The following is a 17,961-nucleotide window of genomic DNA, read 5'->3' on the forward strand; positions in this document are numbered from 1 at the left end:
AGCCGCCGCATGGCGGTAGGGCCTGGATACGGGCGCATCGCGCGCCTGCGTCCAGGCTAACCCTCTGACCGAAGGTAACCGGTCGTCAGCTCCGCCATCGCCTCATACCGGATCTGGCGCATGATGCCCGGACCGAGATCCTTGCGCGCGTCGGCCACCAAGGTCTGGTCCTGCGGGTCCAGGCCGAGCCTATCGATTTCCTGCTGCAAACGCCGTTCGAAAGCCTCCAGCATATCGTGCGACCGTTGCTCGGCATCGGCGTATGCCTTCGCATCCCGGCGCTTCAGGAGGTTTTGCCACGGTTCATAATCCAGGACGAGGAATTTTTCGAAGCCATCGCGCTCGCGCGCACGTACCTGTTCCAGCGCCACTTCCAGATCCTCGGCGGTGACCTCCCTGCGGTCGTAGAACCGCATTCCGGGCGCCACGGTCGTCAGGCCCAGCGAATCGCGCAGCTTCACCACGTAAGAGAGATACACCTCCACTTCGTCGGATACGCTCAGCGTGCGCTCCTTTTGCCGGGCGATGTCGGTCAGTGCGTCGATACGAAACATCTGGCGGGCGATGGCCACCACATCCGCCATGCGGCTGTCGTACACTCCTTGCCGTACATCGTCGTTCAGCCGCAGTTTCTGCATATCGTTCCAGACCGAAACGATACGATCCTCGCAACTTTCCGCGGCTCCCTGGCATACCGCCAATGTGTCCTGCAGCAGCGCATTGCGCTCCGGCTTCGCCAGTTCCACCAGCCAGTCCTCGACCTGGGTCCGGAACGCCGCGTCGCTGTAGCTGACGCTGGTACGCAGCAGATCCAGGAACAGCGAGAACTGCGTGGCGCCGTCATGCCTGCCCATTGCCTGCGCGACGGCTTCCCACCTGGCCCGGTCTTCCCTGCCGGACTTCGACCACCACTGCTGCACCGCCTGCAGCAGCGTCCGCACATGCTGCACCCGCTGGTCGCTCGTTCTCAGCATCGAAAAGAAAATCCGCGGTCCGGCGCGATCGGCGGAAATCACCGGAATGTCCTCCAGTGACAAAGGATTGCCGTCCAGGTGTATCCGCGCCGCCTCCAATGTCGCGATGCCGGGCGGGAGTTCGACGATGTCATTGCGCTGCAGGGCCAGGATCCGCAGGTCCGGGGGCAGGTCCCTCGGTAGCCCCCGCAGCCGGTTGCTGGAAACGGCGAGTATTTGCATTCCGCGCGGCAGATTGTCCGGCAATTCCTCCAGCAGATTGGTGTCCGCGTCGAGGATACGCAGTGTATCCGGCAAACGTGTCAACTCACGCAGGCGATTGGAAGAGACGTCGAGTTCATCGAGCGTCGCGGGTAGCCGGCCGGGCAACTGCGCCAGGCGGTTGCGGCTCGCATACAGCACTTTCAGGCTCGGCGGCAGATTCGCCGGCAGTCGCGCGATCTGGTTGTCCGACACGTCGAGCAGGCGCAGATCGGGGGGAAGGCCCGGCAGATCGCGCAGGTGGTTGCCGTCGCTGATAAGCTCGCGCAGCGATGAAGGCAGGAGCGGCAACGACCCCAGCCGATTGCGGCCGATATCCAGCCGACGGAGCCGTGACGGGAGCACGAGTGCCGGCGTTCTCAGCAGGTTCCCGGAAACATCGAGCTCCAACAAGCCGGCGGGAAGGTTGGAGGGCAATCGCGTCATGCGCGTACCCTCCGCGCGCAGGACGCTCAGCCTCTCCGGCAGGTTGCTCCAGTCGCGGACGGGATTATGGGACATGATCAGAACCCTGACGTCGGCCGGCAGGGGCGGCACGCTGTCCAGTTCGTGATGGGACAGATCGATCTTCATCCCGCGGCTTGTACGCTCATTCCTCAGGATCGCCTTGAAGGTCGCCTTGTCGACGCCGCCATAGCACAGGATTTCCTCCAGTTGCCGGCGCAGGCTGCGCACGGCCAATTCCCGTGGCGCGATCGCGGTCGCCCCTTGCCCGGCCGGCATCCCGCCCGACCGCGCCGCCTCGGCTCCTTGCCGGCGCCATTCGTCCCAGGCCTGCTCCAACCGCGGGTCCAGCGCGGGCAGGCCCTCGGCCCGCAGGGCCGCCAAGGGGTCGTCGTTCTGCAGCAGCCCCGTCATGTTGTTGTAGACCGCCGCGAACTCGTCGATCGCCTGTTCGCCCACATTCCCGATGGCATCCAGGTCCAGGTGCCAGATATGGGTACGCGTCGGATGGTCCAGCGACGGCCGCGCCACCGCATCGCCCGCGGCGCGCAAAACGATCTCCGGCGCCTGCCCCGTCAGTTCGTAGTGCGCCGTCATGGCACGCATGATGGCCAGCCCCCGGCGATCGCGCGCGATCCGATCGAACAGCGCGCGCAGTACATCGATCTCATCGGGAAGGGCACCGCGCAGCGCGCTGGCCGCCATGGCATCCTGTAGCCGCGCCAGCCGCCTGGAGTCGGGACTCACCCGGACGTCCATCCCGGGCGCGACGCTGCCCCGCCAGCGGCCGCGCAGGCCGTAACGTGACGACTGATTGCCGCCGCCGGCCAGACCGGGCACGTCCGCGCTGCGCCACAAGCCATCCCGCCCGTCGTAAAACAGTCGATGCACGATAAGGTCGGGAACCACGCCCGGCGGAGCGGCGACGCGCCATATCGGTCGAGCCACTGTGGACACTGCGGCGTCCGGGATCACCCGCACGTAGTCGGCCCCGAGCCTCGCATAGCGGTTGCCATTCAAGCCAACGGTGCCGTCCGGCTCGACGCGCCCGTGCTCCAGCATCCGTATATCGGCCGGTGTGGCGACGCGATAGCGCTCCAGGCTGGACACGGGCATGGTCTGGTGCAGCCAGCCGCCGCTGTCGGCAAGCAGCAGCGCGCCCGTCCGCAGTCCCGCCGCGTCGACCTGCGTGTAAACGCCGCCACGTTCGCCGTAGGGAAGCAGATTCAGCATGCCGCCCCGCATGTTGCGCGCGGTAACGGCGCGGACCGCCGTGATCGTATCGCCCGCCTCCGCCCTGGCCGTGGCCGCGGCCGCGCCGCGAATGCGCCACACGCCATCGGGGACGGCTGCCGCGCGTGAACGGGCGACGACGCCCTCCAGGACATCGGCCAGTCCCGGTGCGGTGGGCCGAAGCGCCTGCGCCACCCGCTGGACATCCAGCGGCCGCAGGCGCCCCCAGCCCTGGGCGGCGGACCCCACCAGGCTTTGCTTGATGCGGTCCCGCAACTGCGGGACCCCGCCAGCCAGGCGCCGCAGACCATTCAGACCAGGCCGGGCCGCTGCACCGCCGAACCGCACGCCCATGGCGAGCCAGGGCGTCGCCGACCTAGCCGCCGCGCCGGTCAACCGCACGCCGGCGCCAACCAGCGGGATCAGGGTAAGCGTATCCAGCGCGCCCATCACGATCGATGTGGGGATGTCGCCCTTGCGCAGCGCGACCACCATGGCGCGGAACGGGATCAGGTTCAACAAGGCATCCACGCCCGCCTCCGCAAGCGTCTCCCCGCGTGCGGCTTCGCGTCCCTTTTCGATTTCGGCATGAAACATGGCGCGCAACCATTCCCGAATGGAATCGGAAGGACCGGACGCTTTCTCTTCCACCGTCACGCGGGCAAGCCAACGGCCCGGAGTGGCCGCCAGCTCGGCCAACGCCGCGCCATCGTCGAACGCCAGCTCGTGCTCCTTGCGCAGCCAGGACTCGGCCGACGCATCCTCGGGCAGCACCCGCACCGCGCCGGTCTGGCTGGACACAAAGCACGGGTGCGTCTTGCCGGCGCTCTGGATGGACACCAGGAAGCCGCGCGATGGCCGGGTGCCATAGACCTCGGAGTACTTGCCCCCGTTGCCTATCCGCATGCCCGGAGCCGGCGCGAAAAGACGCATCGTCGCCCTCGATATCGATACCGTCGCGCCGGTCAGGCCGATACCGGCCTCTCTGGCATGCAGGGACAGGCGGGCGGACAGCCATTGCGCCAGCCGCGCGGACATGCGTTGCTGGTGACTATCGAAGCGCCGGGTGAATTCCGCGTCCAGGGAATCGGGCAGCGCGCGCAACACCCGCTCGACGTGCTCGTCCGTCAAAGTCGCGCCACCGCTCGCTCTCATCCTGCGGACCCCGTCGGCGGTCAGCTTGTCGCGATTGAAGTAGTAGTCCCCCGCCCGCTGGCTGCGCACCAACGGCGGCGACGAGGCCGAAACGCTGGGATACTCCGTGTCGTAACGGGGTCCCTCCAGGAGGCCTTCGGGATCGACGCCCTGCTCGCGCAACAGCGTGTCGGCCAACTCCCCGCGCCCCAACAAAGGTGGCTCGGTGGCCAGCCCATCCAGCGCCTGGTAAAGATCCATCTCGTCCTTGAATTCGGCGCGCAGGAAGTCGTCGACCTGCGCGGCGATCCTGTCCTTGTCCCCGCTCGCCCAGGCTCCGTCGTCCACTTTGCCTTCCATGCGCGCGACCGCGACGAGCAGGCCTTCAGGCGTGCCGGACAGCGCATGATCGGCCACGGCCTGCCGACCCAGGGCCACCAGGGTTTCGGTACCCAGCGCGCGGCTCTCCAAACCGAGTTCGCGTGCCGCATGCACGCCCACCTTGTAGGCGATGCGCTTTCGGCTGTCGCGGCCGACCGCCTCCGGGACTTCGATCGCGCCCATCCCGGGCTGCCGCGCCGCATGGGGTAGCAAGAGCGGCAACAGGCGCAATACGTCCGCTGCCTCCAATTCCGCCTCGGGCGCCCGCGCGGCGTCTCGTGGCGCGCGCACCGCGGCAAACATCCCGCTCATGTCGGCCGCATGGCCGGACGCGGCGCAATCCTGCGCGCCCTGTCCGCTCATGCCATCGCGCGCCGACGCGGGGCTCGCGCCGCCGATTGGCGCGCTCAACGTGTATCCCCTTCAGGCCGCGCCTGCCGGGTCAGCGGCGCCATCGCGTCGTAGCGTATCCGCCTCATGACGTCCGGTCCCAGCCGCTTGCGGGCGTCCGCCAGCGCAGGCGTGTCGTTGGCATCGAGACCGAGCTTATCCAGCTCCTGCTGCAGCTCGGACTCGAATCGGTCCTCCAGCCCCCGCAGCGCGGCGGCCTCCGCATCGGCATACGCTCTGGCATTCTTGCGCCGCAGCAATGTTTGCCACGGCCTGTAGTCCAGCGTCAGGAACGCGTCGAACTCCACGCGCTCCTGCGCGAGCACGGCTTCCCTCGCGGTCGCCAGGTCCTGCTCGGTCACACCGGATAAATGGTGAAACCGCATATAGGGCGCTATCGTCCTCAGGCCCAGCGATTCGCGCAGGCCGAACACATAGGCAAGGTAAACCTCGACCTCGTCAGGCTCCCGTCCTCCAGGCGAACCTATACGGGTCAGTTCGCGCTCCTTGTCGCGTGCGATATCGGTCAGGACGCCAAGACGGAACATTTCCCGCGCGACCTGTATGACGTCTTTCTCGCGGTTGTCGTACATACCATGTTCGATGTCATCATTCCGGCGCAGGGTTTGCAGATCGTTCCACGTGGCGATGACACGGTCGCCGCAGGTCTCCGTCGCCCCCAGGCAGGTCTGCAGGCTTTGCTCGAACAAGTCCTTGCGTTCAGGCTTGGACAACTCCACCAGCCATTCCGCGACCTGGGCCCGGAACGCCTCGTCCCGATAGCCGACCGTACGCCGCAGCCTGTCCAGGAACAGGGAAAATTCCATGGCATCGCGCTGCGTTCCGACCTTTTGCTCGATGACCTTCCATCGCGCCTGAGCGTCGATTGATTCGCTCCACCAATGCCGCACCGCCTGCGCCAGCGGACGTACCGCTTGCGTCGCACCACCGCTGAAGCTCAGCGCCGTCAGGAAGAAGCTCGGTCCGGCACGATGGGCGGCCACGCTGGGAACGCCGACCATCGGCAGTGGATTCCCATGCAGGTAGACCTCGCACGATTCCAGTTCGGTGATATTCAGGGGAAGCCGGCCGAGCAGGTTTCTTTCCAGCGAGAGAATAGTCAACCCCGTGGGCAAATCGTCCGGCAAGCGCCTGAGCTGATTGCCGGAAACCCGGATAATCTTCAATCCGCGCGGCAGGCCCGCCGATAACTCGCTCAACAGGTTTCCATCCGCGATCAGCGTACGCAAGGTGTCCGGAAGCGCCGGCAATGTCTCGATGCTGTTGTCGGAAAAATCAACCTGTTCCAAGCGCGTGCGCGATAGATTGGGCACACGCGTCAAGCGATTCCGGTCCACGCGCATAAGCCGCAGGTCGCGCGGCAGGTCGATGACCAATTCAGTGAGCGCATTGCCGCTGGCATCCAGTTCGACCAAGGTGTCGGGCAGCGACGCCAGGGTCTGGAGATTATTGGAAGATACGTCCAGCTCCAGCAAACCGGTACGCGAGAGGTCGGGCAAGTCCGTTAACCGGTTATCCGCGAGATAAAGCTGCCGGAGGCTGGACGGCCACTCGTTCGGCACGCGGGTCAGCGCATTGCCCGACACGTCGAGCAACCGCAGCCCGGGTGGCAGACGGCGCTGCAGCGCCTGGATGGCGTTGTCATACATGACAAGCTCCTCCAGCGAGTTTGGCAGCGCGGGCGCTGCCTTCAGATTATTTCCCGCGATCTCCAGGCGTTTGAGTTTGGGCGGCAGTGCCAGCGAAGCGCCGCGCAGGAAGTTGCTGGACACATTCAGCTCTTCCAGGTCGATGGACAGGTTCGCGGGCAATTTCGCCATACCCGTGTGGTCCGCGTGGAGGACCCGCAGCTTCTTGGGCAGATGACGCCAATCCTCGATAAGATTGTGGGAAACAATCAGCGTGTCCGTATCGGGGGGCAACGGCGGTATGCTGGTCAGGCCGCGAAAGGAAAGCTTGACTCTTACGGTCCAGGTACCCGGCTGGTTTCTCAACAGCGATTTGAAGGTCTCCCGGCTCAATCCGCCATAGCAGCGCATCTCGCGCAACTGCCCCGCAAGATAGTTCCTGGTCGAAACGCGCTCGATCGAGTTCGGGGTCTCCATGATCCAGTCCGCCCACTGCTGTTCCAGGCCCGGATCCAGCGCGGGCTGGCCCAGCGCCAGCATATCGGCGTAGGGATCCTCGTTTTGCAGGAGCCCCGTCATGTTGTTGTAGACCGCCGCCAGCTCCTGGACCGCCGCGTCCGTCGTACCGAACCTGAGCGCTTCCAGATCGATATTCCAGGCAGTGCCGGGCACGGGCCGATCCAGCGATGGCCGAAGATGCGAAGGCGGCTGTGGCTGCGGCTCTGCCTGGCCTTGGAGGTGGGACTCGCCTTGGGGTTGTGACTGGCCTTGCGGTTGCGCTCGAGCTCGCGGTACATCGGCCGTCTGGCGCAGGATGATGTCGGGCGCCTGCCCCAGCAGCTCATGGTGGACCGCCATCGCCCGCAGAATCGCGGCACCGCGCTTATCGCTCCCGATCCGGCCCAATAGCGCCTCGAACGCCTGGACCTGTTCCGGTGTCCCGCCGCGCAGACCGGCGGCGAGCGTGGCCCGATAACGTGCCAGCTGCGCGGCATCCGGCAACAACCCGGCGCCCGAAGCAGTCTCGACATTAACCGTTGCGCACGCCGGCACGCTGCACAGGCCTCTTCCGCCACCGGCCAGGCCCGCAACGTCGGCCTGGCGCCACAAACCCTCGTTCGCGTCGTAGGCGAGTCGATGGGCGATGACATCCGGCGCCATATGCGTGGGCGCCACCGCTCGCCATATGGAACGCCCCGGCGTCGACACAGCCACGTCGTGGATGACCTCCAGGTAGTCGTCCCCCAGGCGGACATAGCGCGTATCGCCCAACGCCACGGTCCCGTCCGGTCCGGCGCGCTTGTCCGTCAAGGCGGCCAGTACATCGGGCGCGGCAACGCGGTAGCGCTCCAGACTGTCCACGGGCAGGGCCTGGTGCAGCCACCCGCCGCTATCGGACACCAGCAGTGCCCCGATCCTCCGTCCGGCGGCATCGATTTGCGTATAAACGCCGGCACGGCTGCCGTAGGGCACCAGTGGCAGCCTCGCACCGCCCAGGCTGCGCGCGCTGACCGGCGATATCGCGCCGATCGCATGCCCTGCTTCGGCAGCGGTCGCCGCGTGCCCGCCGACGCGCCAGACGCCGGCGGGAATCGTCTCGCCGCGGGCGCGCGCGGCAATCCCGCCCAGCAGATCGGCCAGCTTGGGCGACGTCGCGCGTAGAGCGGCTACGATCCGCTGCAAGTCCAGCGGGCGCAAACGTCCCCATCCGCGCATCGCGGACAACGCGAGATTCGTCCTGATACCGTCATACCGCGCCGAAGCCGTACCTATGCCGGCAGCCGCGCGCCGCAGGCCGCTGCTCAATCCCTGTCGCCCCGCCGTACCGCCGAACCGCATCCCCATCGCCACCCAGGGCGCCGCCGACTTCGCCGCCGCCCCTCCCAGGCGTACCCCCGCGCCCACCAGCGGCAGCAAGGACAGCACATCCAGCGCACCCATCATGATCGCCGCCGGGATATCGCCCTTGCGCAGCGATACCACCATTGCCCGGAACGGAATGAGGTTGAGAAGCCCGTCGATCAGCCCCTCGGTCAGGTTTTCGCCGCGGGCGGATTCGCGACCTTGCTCGATCTCCCCATGGAACATGCCGGCCAGGCGTTCCCGGATCGTGTCATGCGGCCCCGACACCGCCTCCTCCGCCCTGATGCTGCTGACCCACCGTCCGGGACGGGCATCCAGTTCGGCGCGCGTCGCCGCGTCCTCGAAGGCCAGCTCGTGGTGCTCTCTCAGCCACGACTCCATGGACGTATCGGTTGGCACCGCATGGACAGCGCCGGTACGGCTCGAAACAAAGCAATGTGAGGTCTTATCCCGGCCCTGGATGGCAATCGTGAAACCACACAAGGGCTTGACGATGGTGTTCTGGGCCGAATATCGGCCGCCGAGCGTCGCCATGGACCTGAGAAACCGCAGGGTGGCGCGCGACACCGTCACCGTCGTGCCGGCCAGATCGATGCCGTGCTCTCTGGCGTACAAGGACAGCCGCGCGGCGATCCAGTCCGACAAGTACCCCGACATCCTGCGCTGGTGCTCATCGAAGCGGCGCGTGAACTCCTCGTCCAGCGACGCCGGCAAGGCCCGAAGTATCCGTGCGATGTCGTCTTCGCTCGGCGTGCCGCCACCGCGCATGCGCATCTTGCGCAGCAGCCCTGCCGTAAGCGTGTCCCGGTTGAAATACTCCTGTCCGGCCTGCCATTTGCGAATCAGCGGCGCCGACGATCCCGCGATGCTGCTGTGCTCGTAATCCAGCTCCCCCTGCGCCAACTCCTCGGCGCTCACGTCGCGGCCGCCCAGGCGCGCTTCCGTATCGATACCCTGCTCGCGCAACAAGGCATCGGCCAGCTCGCGCCGTCCCAGCAAGGGCGGCTCGGCCGCCAGCCCCGCCAGCGACCGGTGCAACGCGATCTCGTCCTTGAATTCGGTGCGTACGAACGCATCGACCTGGTCGGCGATCTTCTCGCTATCGCGAGCCTTCCACGCCGCGTCGTCCACCTTGCCTTCGGCGCGCGCCATGGCCAGGAGAACGTTGTCGGCCGTGCCCGCCATCATATGATCGGCCACCGTCTGCCGGCCCAGGGCCAACAGGTCCTGCGCCGATAGCTCGCCCGTGTCCAATGCGAGCTCGCGCGCGGCAAGCACGCCCAACTTGAACAGCATCCGGCGCCGGCCATCCCCGCCGATCTCTTCGGGCACCGCGATGTCGGCGCCCGACTCCGACGCCTGCTCCGCGGCCGGCGCGCCAGGCGGCAGCGGTTTCAGGACATCGGCATGACCGAGCACGCGCGCTGCCGGCGAATCGCCGCCGGCCGGGGCGCCCGGCCGCCCGGCATCACGCGCGAACCGTGGCGTGCCGTCGGTTGCCTTTGCCACGGCAACATCCCTGGCTGGGGCCACCGTCGCGAGCAGCTCTGCCATGTTTTTGCCCAGGGTCGCGACCGCTGCGTCATTGCGTTCCCGCGTAGTGTTGACATCATGGATGCTGCCCTGGACGGTCGTACCCGCCCCCCGAACCTGGACACTCAATCGGCACCTCGACAAATGGATTGCGCCGACGCGACGGGTCGTCGGCGCCGGCAAGGAGTCGTCGTCCGGCGCCATCGAGCCGGACGCGTCTCCGCATCTGTCGATCCATGAATTCGTGCGTGGCCGGCCACCCGGCCGCCCACGCGTGCGACTGTTTCACTCAACGCGCGCCCTCGACAAACGTACCGGCCGAAGATATTCGCCGGCCGGCGCGGATCATGGGCGGATGACGCCCATGCCGCCGTGGGTCGATACGAAGCGGGCGAAGTTCCTAGTGATGTCGCATCTAACGGCCGTCAGGACGCCGAATCGCGCATGGCTTGCGCCAGCGCGTCCAGCGCGGCGCGCACGCGCGCCACCGCGGCATCGCGTGCCGCCGCGTCCGCCTGACACGGCCCATGCGCAACTTCCTCGCCGTCAAGGAGCGCGGCAAAGGCCACGCCCTGCTGCTGCGTCGAATCCCGCAAATCCACCGCTTCGGATTGCATGCGACGCATCACCGCGCCCGCCGCCTTGGGATCGGCGTAGGGTATCGAGCACAGGAGTTCCTCGCCATCCGCGGCCAGCAGACGGAAACGGAAGCTGCCCGATTCATCGCGGAAGCTCACGAAGCGCGGCCCCCGGGCAACAGCCTTCTTGCCGCCCTGGCCCGTGGCGGCCGGTTTCACGGCCACCAGACGACGCAGGCCGACGGCATCGCGCAGCCGCGCGATGAAAGGTATGGCGAGCTTGCGGGCCTTCTCCGCGCCCGCCATCAGGATGTCCTCGATGCGTTCGGGCCGGCCCATCAATTCGACATATCGCTCGCGCATCTGCGCCAGGTCGGCCTCCAACAGCTCGCACAAGGCCTGTTTGGCATCGCCCCAGCCCATGCCGTCCTCCAGCGCCTTGCGAAAAGCGCCGGACTTGTCCGCCGGCGCGAAGGCCCGGTACAGCGTGTACAAATGCGAATTCTCCGCGTCCTTGGGTTCGCCGGGCTGGCGCGAATCCGTCACGATGCGCATGACGGCGGCGCGCAAGGCGGACGCGCCGCCCTCGAACAGCGGAATGGTGTTGTTGTAGCTCTTGGACATCTTGCGGCCGTCCAGGCCCGGCAAGGTCGCGACATCTTCGGCGATCACCACTTCCGGCAAGACAAAATAATCGGCGCCGTATATATGGTTGAAACGCTGCGCGATGTCACGCGCCATCTCCAGATGCTGGATCTGGTCGCGGCCGACCGGCACCTTGTGCGCGTTGAAGAGCAGGATATCCGCGGCCATCAGCACGGGATAGGAAAACAACCCCATGCTGATACCGTCGTCCGGGTCCACGCCCTTGGCAGTGTTCTGGTCCACCGACGCCTTGTAGGCGTGCGCGCGATTCATCAACCCCTTCGGCGTCACGCAGGTCAGCAACCAGCAGAGCTCCGGGATCTCTGGAATGTCCGACTGACGATAGAAGGTGACGCGTTCGGGATCGAGCCCGGCGGCCAGCCAGGTGGCCGCGATCTCGAGCCGGGATCGCGCCACGCGCGCCGGATCCTCGGTGGTCTTGATCAGCGCGTGATAGTCCGCCAGGAAAAAAAACGCGTCTACGCCGGGCTGCTCGCTGGCCTGGATGGCGGGGCGGATGGCACCGGCGTAATTGCCCAGGTGGGGTGTGCCGGAAGTGGTGATACCGGTAAGGACGCGGGTATGCATGGCGTTCGCACGAATAGAACAAAGGGCAAGTTTACAGCGCCACCGTATCGCGCCGTGTCGACTCCAGATATTCCCTGGACTGCATTTCCATGATCCGGGATACGGTACGGTGGAACTCGTTGGCCAGCGAACCTTCCGTGTACAGCAGTTCCGGCTCCACCGCGGCCGACATGATCAGCTTGACACGATGGTCGTAGAAAACATCGATCAGCCAGGTAAAGCGGCGCGCCTCGGAGGCATTGCGCGGTGCCATCCTGGGCACGTCGGACAGGATCACCGCCTGGAAGCGGCTGGCCAGCTCCAGATAGTCATTCTGCGAACGCGGCCCGCCGCACAGCGTGGCGAAGTCGAACCACACCACGCTGCCGGCCAGCGCCTTGGCTTGCAGCTCGCGATGCTCGATATGCAGCACGGGCTTTTCCGGAGGGCGGTCCGCCAGCTTGTCAAAAGCCAGCCGCAGGGCAGCGTCTGCCTCCGGTCCCAGCGGCGTATGGTAGGCCTGTACCTGCTCCAGCGTGCGCCGGCGATAATCCACGCCGGCATCGACGTTCAATACATCCATGCGCGACTTGATCAGTGCGATCGCGGGCAGGATGCGTTCGCGGTACAGTGCTTCGGGGTACAGTTTGTCCGGCTCGTAGTTCGACGTCATCACGAAGGACGTGCCGTTTTCGAACAGCTTGAGCAGCAGCCGATGCAGGATCATCGCGTCGGCCACGTCGGAAACGTGGAACTCATCGAAGCAGATCAGCCGGTAGCGCTTGGACACGCGCCGGGCGACTTCATCCAGCGGATCCTGCATGCCTTTGACTTCCTGCAGTTGCCGATGGACGCTGCGCATGAATTCATGGAAATGCACGCGCGTCTTGCGCACCACCGGCACCGTGGCATAGAAGGCATCCATCAGGAAGCTCTTGCCGCGCCCCACCCCACCCCACAGGTACACCCCGCGCGGAACGTCGGGGCGATTCAACAGCTTTTTCAAGGCGTTGGAACGCAAGGCCTTGAACCCCACCCAGTCGTCGTAATACTTCTGCAGGCGATCCACGGCGCGTTCCTGCGCCGCGTCGGACCGATAGCCGCGCTCTGCCAGGGCATGCTCGTAATACTCGCGGACATTCATGGGGTGTTCCCGAAAACCCAAAAAAAAAGCGGATCGTCGAAATCCGCCCGGCCGCGCCGGCGCCCCGTCATGGGGCGGCCGGCGTTGGTCCAGCCACCGTCCCGGCCCGCGCGGCCCCGCGTGGGTACCGCGGCAAGGCCGGAAGGCGGCCATGCCTTAGAAGTTCAGCGTACGCTTGTCCACCGCCAGCGCGGCTTCCTTGACGGCTTCCGACAAGGTTGGGTGAGCATGGCAGATGCGCGCGATGTCTTCCGCCGCGCCACGGAACTCCATGATCGTTACGGCTTCGGAAATAAGTTCCGACGCCATGGGCCCGATGATGTGCACCCCCAGGACTTCGTCGGTCTTGGCATCGGCGATCACCTTGGCGAAGCCGGTAGTGTCGCCCAGCGCGCGGGCCCGGCCGTTGGCCAGGAAGGGGAAACTGCCGGCCCGGTATTCGCGTCCTTCGGCCTTGAGCTGCTGTTCCGTCTTGCCGACCCAGGCGATCTCGGGCGACGTATAGATCACCCAAGGCACGGTATCGAAGTTGACGTGGCCGTGCTGGCCGGCGATGCGCTCGGCCACCGCGACGCCTTCTTCTTCCGCCTTGTGCGCCAGCATCGGGCCGCGCACCACGTCGCCGATCGCCCAGACATTCGGCAGGTTGGTCTTGCATTCGGCGTCCACCGCGACAAAGCCGCGCTCGTCCAGCTTCAGGCCGACCGTATCGGCCTTCAGGCCGTCGGTATACGGAACGCGCCCGATGGAGACGATCAGCTTGTCCACCGTCAGGGTCTGCTGCTCGCCCTTGGCATCGGTGTAGGGCACCGTCACGGACTTGGCCGTCGCCTTGACTTCGCCGATCTTCACACCCATCTGGATGTTCAGGCCCTGCTTGGTGAAGACCTTCAGCGCCTCCTTGGCCACTTGCTGGTCCGCCGCGGCCAGGAATTCCGGCATCGCTTCCAGAATGGTGACTTCGGAACCCAGACGGCGCCACACGCTGCCCATTTCCAGGCCGATCACGCCGGCGCCGATGACGCCCAGCTTCTTCGGCACCGCCCCGATGGACAGCGCGCCGTCGTTGGACAGGACGTTCTTTTCGTCGAACGGCAGGCCGGGCAGCGCGCGCGGCGCCGAACCGGTCGCCACGATGATGTGCTTGCCCACCAGGTCGTCCTGGGTCGGGCCCGTTACCTTGACGCCCCAGCCGCCTTCGACCTGGCCGGCGAATTCGCCTTTGCCATGGAAGAAGGAAATCTTGTTCTTCTTGAACAGGTACAGGATGCCGTCGTTGTTTTGCTTGACCACCGAATTCTTGCGCGCCACCATGGTCTCGACCTTGACGCTGGCGCCCTTCACTTCGATACCGTGCTCGGCGAAGTGATGATTCAGTTGATCGTAGTGCTCGGACGACTGCAGCAGGGCCTTGGACGGAATGCAGCCGATATTGGTGCAGGTGCCGCCGGGAGCGGGGCCGCCCTGCGCGTTCTGCCATGCATCGATGCAGGCAACCGACATGCCGAGCTGGGCGGCGCGGATGGCCGCGATATAGCCGCCGGGGCCGGCGCCGATGACGATGACGTCAAATTGTTTGGACATGAATTTCTCGCGGGTTGGTGCGGTGCGGGCCGGCATGCTGCCGGCCGACCGACGGGGTGAGGCGCAAGGCGTTGATTCCGTCCCACGCCTGGCGGCGCCTTGGCACGCGGCCGCCAGGGGGAACCCGCGGTCCCGGGATACATCCACCGGGACCGCATGCGCGGCTTACAGCTCCAGCAGCAGGCGTTGCGGGTCTTCCAGCGCTTCCTTCATGGCGACCAGGCCCAGCACGGCTTCGCGGCCGTCGATGATGCGATGGTCATAGGACATGGCCAGGTAGTTGATCGGACGGATCACGATCTGGCCGTTCTCGACCACCGGACGCTCCTTGGTGGCGTGGATGCCCAGGATGGCCGATTGGGGCGGATTGATGATGGGCGTGGAGAGCATCGAACCGAAGACGCCGCCATTGGAAATGGAGAACGTACCGCCGGTCATTTCCTCGATGCCCAGCTTGCCTTCGCCGGCACGCTTGCCGAAGTCGCCGATGGTCTTTTCGATCTCGGCGATGCTGAGCTGGTCGGCATTGCGCAGGATGGGCACCACCAGGCCGCGCGGGCTGCCGACAGCGATCCCGATATCGAAATAGCCGTGATAGATGATGTCCTTGCCGTCGACCGACGCATTCAGCACCGGGTACTTCTTCAGCGCGGCAACGGCGGCCTTGACGAAGAACGACATGAAGCCCAGCTTGACGCCGTGCTCTTTTTCGAACTTGTCCTTGTACTTATTGCGCAGGTCGATCACGGCCTGCATGTTGACCTCGTTGAACGTGGTCAGGATCGCGTTCTCCTGCTGCGACTGCAGCACGCGCTCGGCAACGCGGGCACGCAGGCGGCTCATGGGCACGCGTTGTTCCGGGCGGCCATCCAGCGACAGCTGGGTGGGTGCCGGCGCGGGAGCGGCTGCGGCGGGCTTGGCGGCGGCTTCCAGCGCATCGCCCTTGGTGATGCGGCCACCGCGGCCGGTACCGGAGACGCTGTCGGGCGAGACGCCCTTGTCGGCCAGGATCTTGGCGGCGGCGGGAGAGGCCACCGTGCTGGCGGCGGCGGCCGGCGCGGCAGCGGGTGCGGCGGCGGCAGCGGCCTGGGCGGCCTTGGGGGCCTCGGCGGCGGGCGCGGTGGGGGCGGGGGCGGCAGCCTTGGCAGCCGTGTCGATCCGGGCGATCACTTCGCCGGAGGTCACCGTGCTGCCGTCGGCCTTGACGATTTCGGCCAGCACGCCGGAAGCCGGCGCCGGCACTTCGAGCACGACTTTATCGGTCTCGACTTCGATCAGGATTTCGTCCGCCTGGACCGCTGCGCCGGGCTGCTTCTTCCAGGTCATCAGCGTTGCCTCGGAGACGGACTCGGACAGCTGGGGAACTACGACATCGGTATTGGCCATTATTTTTTCCGTAAAAGAAGATATTCGTGAGATCTACGCGCGCGGGGCCGTGTCCGCGCCGGGATGCACGGCCCTGTGCCAATGCGCGCTTACTTGGTCAGCATGAAGCCCTTGTACTTGGCCGCCAGGGCCTGCTCCACCAGGGCCTTCTGCTGTTCCTGGTGCTTGGCCAGATACCCCACGGCCGGCGAAGCCGACGCGGGACGGCCAGCATAGGCCAGCTTCTGGCCTTCGGCCATGTTTTCGTACAAGTGGTGCTGCACGTAGAACCACGGCCCCTGGTTCTGCGGTTCGTCCTGAACCCAGATGACTTCGGTGGCATTGGGATACTTGCGCAGTTCCGCCTCGAACGCCTTGTGGGCGAAGGGATAGAGCTGCTCGACGCGGATGATGGCGACGTTATCCAGCCCGCGTTCCTTGCGCGCGTTCACCAGGTCGTAATAGACCTTGCCCGAGCACGCCAGCACGCGCTTGACGGAAGCGCCCTTGATGCTTTCGTCCACTTCACCGATCACGGGACGGAAACCGCCACCCGCCAGGTCGGACAACGGCGAGCCGGCGTCCTTGTTGCGCAGCAGCGACTTGGGCGTCAGGATGACCAGCGGCTTGCGGAACGGCCGGATCATCTGGCGGCGCAGCAGGTGGAAGATCTGCGCCGCGCTCGTGGGCTGCACGACCTGCATATTGTTGTCGGCGCACAGCTGCAGGAAGCGCTCGATGCGGGCGGAGGAGTGTTCCGGACCCTGGCCTTCGTAGCCGTGCGGCAGCATCATGGTCAGGCCGGACTGGCGGCCCCACTTGGCTTCGCCGGCACTGATGAACTGGTCGATCACGACCTGGGCACCGTTGACGAAGTCGCCGAACTGCGCTTCCCAGATGGTCAGGGTATTCGGTTCCGCGCTGGAGTAGCCGTACTCGAAGCCCAGCACCGCCTCTTCGGACAGCACCGAGTCGATCACCACGAACGGCGCCTGGCCTTCCGACACGTTCTGGAGCGGAATATAGGTGCCATCGTTCCAGCGTTCGCGGTTCTGGTCATGCAGCACGGCGTGGCGGTGCGTGAACGTGCCGCGGCCCGAGTCCTGGCCGGTAATGCGGATGGCATAGCCGGACGATACCAGGGTCGCGAACGCAAGATGTTCGCCCATGCCCCAGTCCAGGTTCAGCTCGCCGCGCGCCATGGCGCGGCGGTCGTTCAGCAGGCGGGCCACCAGCGGATGGACCGTGAAGCCTTCCGGCACGGTGGTGATCCGCTCACCGATGCGCTTGAGTTCGGCCAGCGGCACGCCGGTGTCGGCCTGATCCGTCCACTTCGCACCCAGGAAGGGCGACCAGTCGATCGCGTACTTGCTCTTGTAGTCGGTCAGCACCGGTTCGATGGTGCGATGGCCATCTTCCATCAGCTGGCGATAATCCTTGACCAGTTGATCGGCATCTGCGTCCGTGAGGATGCCCTGCGCCACCAGCCTGTCGGCGTAGGCCTTGCGGGTACCGGGATGATGGCTGATCCGCTTGTACATCAGCGGCTGCGTCAGCGACGGCGTGTCCTGTTCGTTGTGGCCCAGCTTGCGGAAGCAGACGATATCGACCACGACGTCATGGTGGAACTGGGCGCGGTAGTCCAGCGCCAGGCGCGTCACGAAGACCACGGCTTCGGGATCGTCGCCGTTCACGTGGAACACCGGCGCCTCGATCATCTTGACCACGTCGGTGCAATACAGCGTGGAGCGCGAATCGCGCGGATCGGAGGTGGTAAAGCCGATCTGGTTGTTGATGACGATGTGCAGCGTGCCGCCCGTACCGTAGCCGCGCGTCTGCGCCAGGTTCAGGGTTTCCATCACCACGCCCTGGCCGGCGAAGGCGGCATCGCCGTGCACCAGCACCGGCAGGACCTGCATGCCTTCATGGTCGCCGCGGCGCTCCTGGCGGGCGCGGACACTGCCCTCGACCACCGGGTTGACGATTTCCAGGTGCGAGGGGTTGAAGGCCAGGGACAGGTGCACCGGGCCGCCACGCGTGGACAGGTCGCTGGAGAAGCCGTTGTGGTACTTCACGTCGCCGTCGCTCAAGCCTTCGGCGTGCTTGCCTTCGAACTCCGCGAAGAGATCGCCGGGCATCTTGCCCATGATGTTGACCAGCATGTTGAGGCGGCCGCGGTGGGCCATGCCGACCACGATTTCCTGCACGCCGTTTTC

7 protein-coding genes are annotated in these 17,961 nt (G+C 66.0%); all 7 read right to left on the reverse strand.

Going from position 1 to position 17,961, the window contains the following annotated elements:
* Positions 1-56: 56 nt before the first annotated feature.
* The gene (locus tag ACO1P8_RS19740) at positions 57-4,838 is read right to left on the reverse strand and encodes an NEL-type E3 ubiquitin ligase domain-containing protein (protein ID WP_486297578.1); all 4,782 of its coding nucleotides are present in this window, start codon (positions 4,836-4,838) and stop codon (positions 57-59) included.
* Entirely contained in the window at positions 4,835-9,883 is a 5,049-nt protein-coding gene (locus ACO1P8_RS19745) for an NEL-type E3 ubiquitin ligase domain-containing protein (protein WP_486297579.1), read from the reverse strand. The genes ACO1P8_RS19740 and ACO1P8_RS19745 overlap by 4 nt, the downstream gene beginning before the upstream one ends.
* Before the next feature lie 404 nt (positions 9,884-10,287).
* The gene (locus ACO1P8_RS19750; protein ID WP_486297580.1) at positions 10,288-11,673 is read right to left on the reverse strand and encodes a tryptophan--tRNA ligase; all 1,386 of its coding nucleotides are present in this window, start codon (positions 11,671-11,673) and stop codon (positions 10,288-10,290) included.
* Positions 11,674-11,704: 31 nt separating this feature from the next.
* The gene (gene zapE, locus ACO1P8_RS19755; protein ID WP_486297581.1) at positions 11,705-12,796 is read right to left on the reverse strand and encodes a cell division protein ZapE; all 1,092 of its coding nucleotides are present in this window, start codon (positions 12,794-12,796) and stop codon (positions 11,705-11,707) included.
* A gap of 156 nt (positions 12,797-12,952) precedes the next feature.
* The gene (gene lpdA / locus ACO1P8_RS19760; protein WP_094843043.1) at positions 12,953-14,380 is read right to left on the reverse strand and encodes a dihydrolipoyl dehydrogenase; all 1,428 of its coding nucleotides are present in this window, start codon (positions 14,378-14,380) and stop codon (positions 12,953-12,955) included.
* Positions 14,381-14,545: 165 nt separating this feature from the next.
* Entirely contained in the window at positions 14,546-15,766 is a 1,221-nt protein-coding gene (gene odhB, locus ACO1P8_RS19765) for a 2-oxoglutarate dehydrogenase complex dihydrolipoyllysine-residue succinyltransferase (RefSeq protein ID WP_486297582.1), read from the reverse strand.
* Between the two features lie 89 nt (positions 15,767-15,855).
* On the reverse strand, positions 15,856-17,961 hold a 2,106-nt coding region (locus ACO1P8_RS19770), incomplete at its 5' end, for a 2-oxoglutarate dehydrogenase E1 component (protein WP_486297583.1).

The organism is Bordetella sp. (assembly GCF_057362025.1).